The sequence below is a fragment of the Paractinoplanes bogorensis genome (assembly GCF_018829635.1).
GTDB lineage: Bacteria > Actinomycetota > Actinomycetes > Mycobacteriales > Micromonosporaceae > Actinoplanes > Actinoplanes bogorensis.
The window spans coordinates 86,324-98,077 of sequence record NZ_JAHKKG010000019.1; the positions used below are offsets into that span (position 1 = coordinate 86,324).

Sequence of the window (11,754 nt, forward strand, 5' to 3'; positions counted from 1 at the left end):
CGAGCGTCACGCTCCCCGGCAACTCCGGCTCGACCGAGCAGGACGGCACCCCGCGAGGGCGGCTTGACCGTACGCCCGAACAGCTGCCCCGGCAGGCGCATGTCCTGGATGTAGCGCGGCCGCCCGAACACCTTGTCCGGCAGGTCGAACCGCGCCACGTCGGTGCCGACGAACTCCGACCCGCCGCGCAGCGGAACCGCCGGGTCAGCGTCGACCTCGAGATCGACCCGCCCCGCCCACTCCGCATAAGAGAACGTGTTCGCGGCGACCCGTTCTGCGCTCGCGCCGTTTGTGGCCGGTTCGGTGCTCGCGCTGGCCGTGACTGGTTCCGTGCTCGCGCTGGCCGTGACTGGTTCCGTGCTCGCGCGGGCTGCGGCGGCGAACTGCTCGCGGACGTTGGCCGCGGCGACCCGGACGGCCGGACCGGAGTTCATGATCGAGAGGCTGCCCGCGGTGAGCCCCTCGTCGGGCCCGTCGGGACCGGCCGGGAGCATCCGGATCGCCGCGATGTCGACACCCAGTTCGTCGGCCGCGATCTGAGCCAGGGCGGTGACGATGCCCTGCCCGAGCTCGACCTTGCCGACCCGCACGGTGATCGTGCCGTCGGACCGCGGCTGGATCCAGCGCGCCAGGATCGGGTTGGCCGCGAGGCTGGGCGGCAGCTCAGGCATCGGCCGATCCCGGTGTCGGGTCCGCCTCCGGCGTGGTGGCGCCGGCCTTCACCACGGCTCGGATCATGCGCTGCTGGGCGCCGCAGCGGCACAGATGGCGGTCGAGCGCCGCCGCCACCTCGGCCGGGCCGGGATGCGGATCGCGTTCGAGCAGTGCCGCCGCCGTCATCACGATGCCGGTCACGCAATAACCGCACTGGGCCGCCTGCTCGTCGAGGAACGCCTGCTGCACCGGATGCGGCGTCAGGCCCTCGATCGTCACGACCGACTTGCCCTCGAGCGACCACACCGGCGTGTCGCAGGACGGCACGGACACCCCGTCGACGTGGACGAAACACGCTCCGCACAGCCCGAGCCCGCAGCCGAACCGGGCCCCCATCAAGCCGAGTTCGTTGCGTAGCACATAGAGCAGCTGGGTCTCCGGGTCCGCCTCGATTCGCTGCTGTTCGCCGTTGACCAGGAACTCAGTCATCAGTCCTCCCCGAAGACCTCGGGATGCCGGTTGAGCTCGATGCGCGTCCGCCGGATGTGGCCGGCCAGGAACCGTCCGGCGTCGATCTCGTCGCGGCGGCCCAGCGCGTCCATCAGCAGGCGATGCTCGGCGTTGACCACCCAGCGCCGGCTCGGGCCGCTGATGTGCATGAAGGCGCGGCGGTAGTACTGCGTCGAGTTCCACAACCGGGTCACCGTCGAGGTCAGATGGTCGATGCCGCAGGCGCTGTAGGTGCGCAGGTGGAACTCGCGGTCGAGGGCCAGGAACTGCTCGACCTCGACCCCGGCCTCGATCTCGTCCTGGATCTCCTCGAGCCGCAGCAGGTCGCCCGGGGTCAGGAACGGCATGCTCTCGGACAGCGCCAGCGGCTCGAGCTGCTCGCGCATCTTGTACATGACGTCGACCTCGCGCATGGACAGCCAGGGGACCCGGGCGCCCTTGTTGGGCTCGTGCTCGATCATTCCCTCGGCCGCGAGCATCTGCAGCGCCTCACGCACCGGCAGCCGGCTGGCCCCGAGCTCCTGGGCCACATCTTCCTGGCGGACCCGCTCGCCGGGGGCGATGTGGCCGCCGAGGATCGCGCTGCGCAGGTGGGCGGCGATGCGCTGGGTGGCGACGGTCATCGGTCAGTCTCGTTTCGGAAGAACGCCCGCCCCTGGGGGTAGGACACCAGCTCGAACTGCATGCCCCATGGTGCCAGGAAGTAGACCCACCGCTGGCCCTCGTGCGGCCCGCGGCTCGCCGTCGGGTCGCCGAGCACGGTGACGTCGTGCTCGCGCAGGTGGGCGACGGCGGCGTCGAGGTCGTCGACGTAGAGCGCAACGTGGTGGCCGCCGACGTCGCTGTTACGCGGCGGCTCGGTGCGCTGATCGGGGCAGGTGTAGCGGAACACCTCGAAGATCGCCTGGCCGCCGAGTCGGAAGAACCGGTTTTCCGGCACGGTCGCCCGCGGGTGGACGTTGAGGTGGTCGGCCATCCAGGTGCCCGCGTCGGAGAACGGCCCCAGCGAGTAGAGGTATTCGCAGCCGAGCACGTCGACGAGGAACCGCTGGGCCTCGTCGAGGTCAGGCACGGTGAAGCCGATGTGGTCGAGCCGCTGCAGCCCGGGCATTCCCATCCGGCACCTCCTATTGGATCCAATCCAACCTACCGCCTCGGCGAACGTCGAGCAAAGCCGGGATTGGGACTAGAAATTGGATCCAATGCGTGGCAGCCTGGGCGGGACGAAGGAGGCCCACCGATGCCGGAGCTGAATCCGCTGCACCCCGACGCCGCATGGACCGAGCTGGTCGCCACCGACGACGACTGGGACGCGGCCGATCCCGCCCTGCTCGCCGCGATGTTCCACCAGCTGGTGCTCGTCCGTGCCTTCGAGGAATACGTCCTCGAGCTTGCCGCCGCCGGTCTGGTGCACGGCCCGGCCCACTCCAGCATCGGGCAGGAGGGCGGGGCCGTCGGCTCGGTTCTCGCGCTCGCCCCGGGCGACGAGATCAACGGATCCCACCGCGGCCACCACCAGTTCCTGGCCAAGGCGCTGCAGCACGTCGCGCCCAAGGGCTTCGACCTGACCGCCGAGCTGCCCGACGAGATCCGCACGGTGCTGCTGCGCACCCTGGCCGAGATCTGCGGACTGGCCCGCGGCTACAGCCACGGCCGCGGTGGCTCGATGCACCTGCAGTGGAAGGAAGCCGGCGCGATGGGCACCAACGCCATCGTCGGCGGTGGCGTCCCGCTCGCGGCCGGCTTCGCCTGGGCCGGGCGGCAGGCCGGCACCGACGCGGTCGCGGTCACCTACTTCGGCGACGGCGCGGCCAACATCGGCTCCACCCTCGAGACGTTCAACCTGGCCGCCGCCTGGCGCCTGCCGGTCTGCTTCTTCGTCGAGAACAATCAATACGCGGTGTCCACCAGCGTTGCCGAGGCCACCGGCGAGCCCCGCCTGTCCGCCCGCGGCCCCGGCTTCGGCATCGCCAGCTGGCGGGTCGACGGCATGGATCCACTGGCCGTGCACCTGGCGATGCGGGCCGCCGCCGACCACATGCGCGCAGGTCACGGCCCCACACTCATCGAGGCCGACACCTACCGCTACTTCCATCAGAACGGCCCGTTCCCGGGCAGCGCGTTCCGCTACCGCACCAAGGACGAGGAGTCCCAGTGGCGCGCCCGCGACCCGATCGACCGGCTGGCCGGTCACATGATCCGGCGCGGCCTGCTGACCGGCGAGGCCCACGACGCGGCCGTGGCGGCGTCCAAGGCGGCCATGACCGAGGCGGGCGGGGTCCTGCTCGAGCCGAAGCCCGGCGGCAAACCGGGGGAGCGGCAGATCCGCCCGGCCGAGTGGCCCGACCCGGCCTTCGTCGACGTGGGCGTGCGCGGCGACCTCAGCGAGTTCGAGGGCGCCCGCCCGGCCGGCGATGACATCGCCACCCACGAGATGAAGTTCATCGACGCGGTGGCCGAGGTGATGCGCCGCCGGATGACCGACGACGACCGCATCGTGGTCATGGGTGAAGACATCCACCGTCTCAGCGGGGGCACCAACGGCGCGACCAAGGGCCTCAAGGACACGTTCCCCGACCGCATCCTCGGCACCCCGATCAGCGAGAACGCCTTCACCGGCCTGGCCGGCGGCATCGCCCTCGACGGGCGGTTCCGGCCGGTGGTCGAGTTCATGTACGCCGACTTCATGTGGGTCGCCGCCGACCAGCTCTTCAACCAGGTCGGCAAGGCGCGGCACATGTTCGGTGGCGACGGCCCGGTGCCGTTCGTGCTCCGCAGCAAGGTGGCGACCGGCTCGGGCTACGGCTCCCAGCACTCGATGGACCCGGCCGGCGTCTTCGCCACCGCGCCCGGCTGGCGGATCGTCGCGCCCTCGACCCCCTACGACTACGTGGGGCTCATGAACGCGGCCCTGCGCTGCGAAGACCCGGTGGTCGTCATCGAACACGTCGACCTCTACAACAGCACCGGGCCCGGTCCGGTCGACGACTACGACTACCACCTGCCGGTCGGGCAGGCGGCCGTCCGGCGCAGCGGCGAGGCGGTGACCGTGGTGGCCTACCTGTCGATGGTCGCCGAGGCGCTCGCGGCCGTCGAGGAGTCCGGGGTGGACGCCGAGGTGATCGACCTGCGCTGGCTCGACCGGGCCAGCCTCGACTGGGAGACGGTGGGCGCCAGCATCCGCAAGACCAACCGGGTGCTGATCGTCGAGCAGGGGCCGGTCGGCACCTCGTACGGGGGCTGGCTGTCCGACGAGATCCAGCGGCGTTTTTTCGACTGGCTCGACGCCCCGATCCAGCGGGTCACCGGGCGCGAGGCGTCACCGAGCATCAGCAAGGTCCTCGAGCGGGCGGCCTACGCGCGCCGCGAGGAAGTGGCCGAGGCTCTGCGCCAGGTCGGGGAGGCGTGAGATGGCGAGCCTGCTGAGGATGCCCGAGATCTCCGCCAACATGATCGAGGCGGTGCTCAGCGAGTGGCCGGTCGCCGAGAACGTGGCCTTCAAGGCCGGTGACGCGATCGCCACCGTCGAGACCGACAAGGCCGTGGTCGACGTGCCGGCCGACGCCGACGGCGTGCTGGTCCGGTTCCTGGTCGAGCCGGGCAAGGCCGTCTCGGTCGGCACCCCGATGGCCGTGCTGGCCGCGCCGGGCGAGGTCATCGCCGACGTCGACGAGCTCGTCGGGCGGCTGGTCGGGGGAGCGCCGGCCGCCGCCGACGAGCCGACCCCGGCCGGCGCGCGCGAGGTGACGCAGAACGCCGAGCCGGCCGCGACCGCCCCGGCCCGGGTGTTCGCCAGCCCGCTCGCCCGCCGGCTCGCCCGCGACAACGACGTGCGGGTCGAAGACCTGCGCGGCACGGGCCCGAACGGCCGCATCGTCCGCGACGACGTCCACCAGGTGCTCGCCGCGCGCCGCGCCGCGCCCACCGCACCGGCGATCGCCGCGCCGGCGAACCCGGCCTCCGTGCCTGAACCGGCGAACCCGACCGCAGGCCCGGCCTCGCCCGTTACGCCCGCTGAGGTCAGTCCGGTTGCCGACGGAGCCTCGCCCACCGCCGCCGGCCCGGCTACGGCCGCCACGCCGGTCCGTGCTGCCGGCCCGGCCGGGTCCGGAGTCCGGACCGCGTCGGGGTATGACGAGATTCCGCACACGCGGATGCGGCGGGCGATTGCCACGCGGCTGTCCGAGGCCGCCCGCGAGACGCCGGTGTTCTCGATCCGGGGGAGTGCCCGCGTCGACGAGCTGCTCGCCCTGCGGAGTCAGCTCAACTCGGGTGCCGGCGTCAAGATCTCGGTGAACGATCTGATCGTCGCGGCGGCGGCGCGTACGCATGCGGCGATCCCCGACATGAACGTCGTGTGGACCGAGGGTGCGGTGCGGCGGTTCCACGACGTCGACCTGTCGGTGGCCGTTGCTACCGAGCACGGGCTGGTCACGCCGGTGGTGCGCGGGGCGCAGCGGTTGACCGTGTCGGCGCTGGCGGGCGTCAGCGCCGACCTCGTCGGCCGTGCCCGCGACGGCAAGCTGCGGCAGGACGAACTGGAGGGCGGCACCCTCACCGTGACCAACCTCGGTGTCTACGGCACCGAGGAGTTCAGCGCCGTGATCAACCCACCGCAGGCGGCCATCCTGGCCGTCGGCGCGGCCCGGCCCGAAGCCGTCGTCACCGACGGCGTCCCGGCCGTGGCCACCGTCCTGCGGGTGACGCTCTCCGTCGACCACCGTCCGGTCGACGGGGCGCTCGCCGCCCGCTGGATGGCGCACTTCCTCGGCCTGCTCGAGGCTCCGATCCGCATCCTGGTTTGACGGAGGTACCCGTGCCCGACTCCGCGATCGAGACCGCCCTGGCCCACTGGGGGCCGCGCCTGATTCAGAACGGCGTCGACTACAACGACCTGATGGCGACGGTGGCCCGCACCGACAGCTGGGACGACTGGCTGCCGCAGTGGAACCGCACCGCCGACGAGCAGGCCGAGTTCGCCCGCGAGGCCGACGCCAACGGTCACCTGGTCACGGCCGGCCAGGCCTGGCGCCGGGCCTCGGTGAACCGGCACTTCGGCAAGTTCGTCTGGATGGTCGACCTCGACCTGGCCGCCGAGGCCACCCGCCGGTCGGTGCAGGAGACGATCACCGCGCTGGCCCGTCTCGACCCCACGGCCGAGCGTCTCGAGATCGCCGTCGAGGGCGTGACCGCCTTTGCGAACCTGCGCCGACCGCCCGGCGTCGAGCGCCCGCCCTACGTGGTGGTGATCCCGGGGCTGGACTCGACGAAGGAGGAGTTCTTCTACTTCGAGCAGTCGTTCCTCGATCGCGGGCTGGCCACCGTCTCGCTCGACGGGCCGGGCCAGGGCGAGACCGGGCTGGTGCTGCCGATCCGCCCCGACTACGAGGTGGCCCTGACCCCGCTGCTCGACCTGCTGGCCGGTCGCGACGACCTCGACCACGACCGCATCGGCGTGGCCGGGGTCAGCCTCGGTGGCTACTACGCGCCGCGGGCCGTGGCGTTCGAGCCGCGCGTCGCCGCCGTGGCCGGCATCAGCGGGCCGTTCCGCTTCGGCGACATGTGGGACGACCTGCCCCCGATGACCCGGCAGACGTTCACCGTCAAGGCCGGCGCCCGCGACGAGGAGGAGGGCCGCCGGATCGCCCTCACCCTCGACCTGACCGGTGTGTGCGGGCGGATCAGCGTCCCGGCGCTCTACATCACCGGGAAGCTCGACCGGCTGATCCCGTGGCAGCAGACCCAGCGTCAGGCCGACGAGACTCCCAAGGGCACCTTCGTCAACTTCCCCACCGGCAACCACGGCGTCTCCAACCTGCCCTCGAAGGCCCGCCCGATGATCGCCGACTGGATGGCCGACCAGCTGTCCGCGCCTCCACAGCCCTGACTGGCCGACCGGCGGACCGGCCGACCGGCGGACGGGGCGACCGACCGACCGGCCGGCAGACGGGGCGACCGACCGACCGGCCGGCAGACGGGGCGACCGAGCGGCCGACCGGCCGATCAGGCGTCCGCGCCGCATCGGCCCTGATGTCGGACCAAAGCTCACGCCCGGCCGCGAACGGTCGATAAGAGGGGGACGCCCGCCGCCGAAACACGAGGACCGCTGAGCATGATGGCTACCGGCCGCCGCCGCTGGATCGGCATCGCGCTGGTCCTGGCCATCCTGGCCGGCGGCTCGGTGGCCTCGTGGCTGGCGATGGTCGAGGTGCGTGAGGTGCAGCAGCGGCACGCGGCGCTGCTCATGGACCACAACGCCGACGCCATCCAGCGGGCCGTCTCCAACGAGGCGTCCCGCTACACCGAGACGCTCGGCGACATGAGCGCCTCGGCCGCGGCCCAGACCGATTTCACCTACACCGACTTCGAGGCGATCACCTCACGCCTGAGCCGGGTACGGCTGCCCGGGGCCAGCACCGTCGGCTTCGTGGTGGCCGCCCCGGCCCGGGACGCACCCGCCGTGCAGCGGCTCTGGCGTGAGCGCGGCGCGACCGACCTGACCTTGCGCACCCGGGGCGATGCCGATCAGCACTTCTACCTCGTCTTCGCCCGGGCGCTGGACGGCCGCGACGCGGACGCGGGACGTGACATCAGCCAGGCCGAGGAGCCGTCCGTGGCGCTGCGCTCCGCCCGGGCCAGCGGTGAGGTCACGGCCAGCCACCCGTACGTCTTCCTCAAGGACCGCAAGCTGCCCGCCGCCCAGCAGCAGCGGTCGTTCGTGCTGGCCGCACCCGTCGTCCGGTCGCACGGGCTGCGCGGCGAGGGCGAGTTCCTGGGCTGGATGATCCTGTCGATGCGCGGCAGCGACTTCGTCGACGAGACGCTCCACGCGTATGCCGGTGAGCTGGTCAAAGTCACCCTGAGCGACCTCGAGGGGACGGCCGCCACCGCGGTCGCCTCGACGTCGGCCTCGGCCGCCTCGCTGCGCGACCCGGGCCTGCGGCGGGTACGCACCACGATGGTCGGCACCCGGGAGTGGCAGATCTACGTGCAGCCGACCGACCGGTTGCTGAGCGACACCGACCGCCGGCTGCCCGGGGCCACCCTCACCATCGGGCTGCTGGTCACCGTGCTGGCCGGAGTGCTGGCCGACTCGCGGCGGCGCGCCCTGAAACGCGTCGATCAGGCCACCTCGGACCTGCGCCACGACATCGAGCAGCGCAAGGCGGTCGAGGCCCGGCTGCGCGAGAGCGAGGAGCAGCTGCGGCACCTCGCCCTGCACGACTCGCTCACCTCGCTGGCCAATCGTGCCCTGTTCAATGAGCGCCTCGCGCACGCGTTGCGCGCTCAGACACGTACGGGGGAACCTCTGTCCGTGTTCTTCATCGATCTGGACGGGTTCAAGGCGGTCAACGACGGACTCGGCCACACCGCGGGTGATCTGCTGCTGGTCGAGGCGGCCCGGCGGCTCGAGCAGTGCGCGCGGGCGACCGACATCGTGGCGCGGCTCGGCGGGGACGAGTTCGCCATCCTGGCCGACGGCCTGACCAGCGTCGACGACACCGACGCGATTGCCGCCCGGATCGTCAGCAGCCTGAGCACGCCGTTCGACCTCGACGGGCAGCCGGTCACGATCAGTTGCAGTGTCGGCGTCGCGACCGAGGAGGCGGGCGGCGATCAGACCAGCAGCGAGCACCTGGTGCAGATCGCCGACGAGGCCATGTACACCGCCAAGGCGTCCGGCAAGAACCGGTTCGTGACGAGGCGGTACAGGCATGTACCACCGGTGGAACGGGCGGGGCTACCTTCGGTTCCATGACGCCACGACCCACGTCCGACCCCGATGTCGGCGGCCGGATCCGCTCGCGCCGGCTGATGCGGGGCTGGAGCATCCGGTTCGCGGCGAGCCGGGCCGGGGTCTCGCATGCCACCTGGAGCCGGATCGAACGGGGGCTGCAGGCGGCCGACAACCGGTTCACGCTGGCGGCGGTCGCCGACGCGCTGGAATGTTCGCCGTCCGAGCTCACGTCGGCGCCCGTCCCGACCGCCGGGCTGCAGGCCCTGGCCGCGCTGGCCGGGGCCGACGCCGTCCGGCAGGCTCTGATCGACATCGACCCGGACGAGCCGGCCGAAGGGATCGCGCCGTCCGTCGACGAGCTTTCCCGCACGGTCGACCTCGCCGAATCGCTGCACCAGTCCTGTGACTACGCCGCGGAGCTCCGGCTGCTGCCCGGCCTGCTGCGTGACCTGCACGTCGAGACGGCCGGGCCGGATTCGCGACGCGCCCAGCGCCTGCTGTGCATGGCCACCCACACCGCATCGTCCGTGTTGCGCAGCCTCGGCCTGTGCGCCGACGCCTGGCTGGCCGGCGAGCGCAGCCAGGAGGCCGCCGACAGTCTGGGCGATCCGGTGCTTCAGGCGTTCGCGACGTACGCGCGAGCCGGCGCCGCCGTCGCCGCCGGTTCCTTCCAGCGGGCCCTGACCCTGGCCGAGCGCGCCGCCGACGAGTTGCAGCGTTACGCGTCGCGACCCGGTGCGGCCGAGACGCTCGGCACCCTGCAGCTGATGTGCGCGCTGGCCAGCCAGTGCATGGGCCGGCTGGACGAGAGCCGGGTGTGGTCGGCCGAGGCGATGAAGCTGGCCCGGCGTACCGGGGAGTCGCCCGCCATGGGCCTGCACTTCGGGCCGGCCAACGTCGACATCTGGCGGATCAGCATCGAGGTCGAGGACGGCGATCCCGGCTACGCGGTGGACATCGCCCTGCGGGCCGGCCCCGGAGCCATCCCGTACGGGATCAGGCAGGTCTTCTACTACGCCGACACCGCGCGGGCGTTGGCCGCCCTGCGCAACCGGGACCGGGAGGCGATCCGGTTCCTGCTCCACGCCGAACGGGTCGCGCCGCAGCACGTGCACGGATCGGCCGAGGTGCGAACGACGGTGCAGACGTTGCTCGACCGGTCCCGCCTGCAGGCCGGCGGCACCGAACTGCGCGCCCTGAGCGCGCGAATGCGCGTCGCCTGAATGAAGCCGCGCGTCAGTGCACGAGTGCGCGCCGGCGGACACCCAGCAGGCCGCCGGTTCCGATCAGCCAACTGACCGCGACGAACAACACCGCTCGCTCGACGAACGCGCCGAAGTCGCTGCGCCCGACGAACAGCATGAGCATCCCGAGGATCGCGCCGAGCGGCACGGTCACGACCACCGCCACCCCGGCCAGGCGGCGCACGGCGGGACGCAGGTCGGCCAGCCACACCAGGGCCATCGCCCCGGCCAGCACGAGCATGCCGAGCACACTGGCCGCCGCGTGCACGACGTCGGCGAACGTGGTCGGTTCGTACGGCGGCAAGGGGCATCGGTCCGTGCACGCCACCAACCCGGACGTGGCCGCCAGCACGGCCGCTGCGGTCAGGGCGGCCGAGACCGTACGGAGGGAACGCAGGGCTTGTCCCAGCAGAGCGACGCCTGCCGCGAGCAGGACCAGACCGGCGCGGTAGGGGATCGCGTACGGCTGGCCGGCCGTGCCCGCCTCGCTGACGTACCCGTCCCACCAGCTTCCCGGCGGCGCCACCAGGGCTACCAACATGACCAGGGAACCCGCGATCACAGCGACCGAACTGGCGAGCGCCATGACCCTGGACCGCGGCGAGCCCACGCCGAGTTGGTTGGTGGTCACGCCCCCATCATGATCGATCGGGTGGTGGGAGCGGCCGGGGGCCCAGCAGCGGGTCGTCGGGGTCGATGGCCCGCACCACCCGCCGGCCGATCTCGCGCAGACCGCGCTGCTGGGCCCGGGTGAGCGGGTCGAAGACCAGTCGTTGCACCTCTTCGACGTGCCCGGGCGCGGTCGCGACCACCTTGTCCCAGCCCTCGTCGGTCAGGACGGCCAGGGTGAAGCGGCCGTCGCCGGGGTCGGGCGAGCGCCGGACCAGCCCGCGCTTCTCCAGCCGCGTGACCACCTGGGACAGCCGTGGCAGCGAGCCCGCGGCGAAATCGGCCAGCACGCTCATCCGCAGTGTGCGCCCGGGCGCCATGGACAGCCCGGCGAGCACCTGATATTCGAAGTGGCTCAGGCCCGCGTCCCGCTGGAGCTGGGCGTCGAGCGCCGCCGGCAGCCGCATCATCATGGCCAGCAGGGCGATCCAGGTCTGGTCCTGCTCGTCGTCGAGCCATCGCGCCGCCATGCCCCGAGCGTAGCCGATCACTTGCGCCGTTAAGTGATCACCGCGTACCTTCACTTCACGCTTGAAGTCATCGATCGGCCGGAGGGCCTCGTGAACGTCGTTTTGTGGATCATCGCCGGACTGCTCGCCGCCGCCTTCCTCGCCGCCGGTCTGATGAAGGTGGTGCAGCCCCGGGCCAAGCTGGCCGAGTCGGGGCTGGGCTGGGTCAACGACTACACCGACATCCAGGTCAAGCTGATCGGCGCGGTCGAGGTGCTGGCCGCGATCGGCCTGACCCTGCCCGCGCTGCTCGACATCGCGCCGATCCTGGTCCCGCTGGCCGCCACCGGCCTGGTCATCATCATGGTCGGCGCGATCGTCGTGCACGCGCGCCGCAAGGAGAACCAGCCGTTGATCGCCAACGTGGTCCTGCTGATCCTGGCCGCCGTGGTCGCGTGGGGGCGCTTCGGGCCGTACGCGTTCTAACAGC

At 72.1% G+C, this 11,754-nt stretch carries 11 protein-coding genes and 1 pseudogene; 6 read left to right on the top strand and 6 right to left on the bottom strand.

What is annotated here, in order from left to right:
• Window positions 1-371 precede the first annotated feature (371 nt).
• From KOI35_RS43230 to KOI35_RS43245, 4 genes and pseudogenes are all read right to left on the bottom strand, one after another.
• Window positions 372-671: pseudogene (locus KOI35_RS43230) on the bottom strand (molybdopterin cofactor-binding domain-containing protein); the annotation flags it as partial.
• On the bottom strand, window positions 664-1,143 hold the full coding sequence (locus tag KOI35_RS43235) for a (2Fe-2S)-binding protein (protein WP_215795559.1): 480 nt from the start codon (window positions 1,141-1,143) through the stop codon (window positions 664-666). The pseudogene KOI35_RS43230 and the gene KOI35_RS43235, both read right to left, overlap by 8 nt.
• A complete protein-coding gene (locus tag KOI35_RS43240) occupies window positions 1,143-1,787 on the bottom strand; it encodes a GntR family transcriptional regulator (protein WP_215795560.1) in 645 nt (214 codons plus the stop codon). Before KOI35_RS43240 ends, KOI35_RS43235 begins: the two co-directional genes overlap by 1 nt.
• Window positions 1,784-2,281: a VOC family protein gene (locus KOI35_RS43245; protein ID WP_215795561.1), complete on the bottom strand. Its 498-nt coding sequence runs from the start codon at window positions 2,279-2,281 to the stop codon at window positions 1,784-1,786. Before KOI35_RS43245 ends, KOI35_RS43240 begins: the two co-directional genes overlap by 4 nt.
• 123 nt (window positions 2,282-2,404) lie before the next feature.
• Here KOI35_RS43245 and KOI35_RS43250 point away from each other — a divergent pair, with 123 nt between their 5' ends.
• The 5 genes from KOI35_RS43250 to KOI35_RS43270 all read left to right on the top strand — a co-directional run bounded on the left by KOI35_RS43250 (window position 2,405) and on the right by KOI35_RS43270 (window position 10,125).
• Window positions 2,405-4,573, top strand: coding sequence for an alpha-ketoacid dehydrogenase subunit alpha/beta (locus tag KOI35_RS43250; protein WP_215795562.1), 2,169 nt, complete (start codon window positions 2,405-2,407; stop codon window positions 4,571-4,573).
• A 19-nt stretch (window positions 4,574-4,592) separates the two neighbouring features.
• Complete coding sequence (locus KOI35_RS43255; RefSeq protein WP_215795563.1) at window positions 4,593-5,969, top strand: dihydrolipoamide acetyltransferase family protein; 1,377 nt, start codon at window positions 4,593-4,595, stop codon at window positions 5,967-5,969.
• Between the two features lie 11 nt (window positions 5,970-5,980).
• Window positions 5,981-7,051, top strand: coding sequence for an alpha/beta hydrolase family protein (locus KOI35_RS43260; RefSeq protein ID WP_215795565.1), 1,071 nt, complete (start codon window positions 5,981-5,983; stop codon window positions 7,049-7,051).
• 225 nt (window positions 7,052-7,276) lie between these two features.
• Window positions 7,277-8,923: a diguanylate cyclase domain-containing protein gene (locus KOI35_RS43265; RefSeq protein ID WP_215795566.1), complete on the top strand. Its 1,647-nt coding sequence runs from the start codon at window positions 7,277-7,279 to the stop codon at window positions 8,921-8,923.
• Window positions 8,920-10,125, top strand: coding sequence for a helix-turn-helix domain-containing protein (locus tag KOI35_RS43270; protein ID WP_215795568.1), 1,206 nt, complete (start codon window positions 8,920-8,922; stop codon window positions 10,123-10,125). The genes KOI35_RS43265 and KOI35_RS43270 overlap by 4 nt, the downstream gene beginning before the upstream one ends.
• A 13-nt stretch (window positions 10,126-10,138) precedes the next feature.
• Here KOI35_RS43270 and KOI35_RS43275 read toward each other — a convergent pair whose 3' ends face one another.
• On the bottom strand, window positions 10,139-10,777 hold the full coding sequence (locus KOI35_RS43275; protein ID WP_215795569.1) for a DUF998 domain-containing protein: 639 nt from the start codon (window positions 10,775-10,777) through the stop codon (window positions 10,139-10,141).
• 7 nt (window positions 10,778-10,784) lie between these two features.
• Entirely contained in the window at window positions 10,785-11,285 is a 501-nt protein-coding gene (locus KOI35_RS43280) for a MarR family winged helix-turn-helix transcriptional regulator (RefSeq protein WP_215795570.1), read from the bottom strand.
• Between the two features lie 90 nt (window positions 11,286-11,375).
• On the opposite strand from KOI35_RS43280, the gene KOI35_RS43285 reads away from it, so the two are divergent.
• Window positions 11,376-11,750: a DoxX family protein gene (locus tag KOI35_RS43285; RefSeq protein WP_215795572.1), complete on the top strand. Its 375-nt coding sequence runs from the start codon at window positions 11,376-11,378 to the stop codon at window positions 11,748-11,750.
• Window positions 11,751-11,754: the final 4 nt, after the last annotated feature.

What these genes read in the sequence shown, in the direction of transcription:
- KOI35_RS43270 (WP_215795568.1), top strand. Translation starts at nt 8,920, where the DNA reads ATGACGCCACGACCCACGTCCGACCCCGATGTCGGCGGCCGGATCCGC.
- KOI35_RS43250 (WP_215795562.1), top strand. Translation starts at nt 2,405, where the DNA reads ATGCCGGAGCTGAATCCGCTGCACCCCGACGCCGCATGGACCGAGCTG.
- KOI35_RS43255 (WP_215795563.1), top strand. Translation starts at nt 4,593, where the DNA reads ATGCCCGAGATCTCCGCCAACATGATCGAGGCGGTGCTCAGCGAGTGG.
- KOI35_RS43265 (WP_215795566.1), top strand. Translation starts at nt 7,277, where the DNA reads ATGATGGCTACCGGCCGCCGCCGCTGGATCGGCATCGCGCTGGTCCTG.
- KOI35_RS43235 (WP_215795559.1), bottom strand. Translation starts at nt 1,143, where the DNA reads ATGACTGAGTTCCTGGTCAACGGCGAACAGCAGCGAATCGAGGCGGAC.
- KOI35_RS43245 (WP_215795561.1), bottom strand. Translation starts at nt 2,281, where the DNA reads ATGGGAATGCCCGGGCTGCAGCGGCTCGACCACATCGGCTTCACCGTG.
- KOI35_RS43240 (WP_215795560.1), bottom strand. Translation starts at nt 1,787, where the DNA reads ATGACCGTCGCCACCCAGCGCATCGCCGCCCACCTGCGCAGCGCGATC.
- KOI35_RS43280 (WP_215795570.1), bottom strand. Translation starts at nt 11,285, where the DNA reads ATGGCGGCGCGATGGCTCGACGACGAGCAGGACCAGACCTGGATCGCC.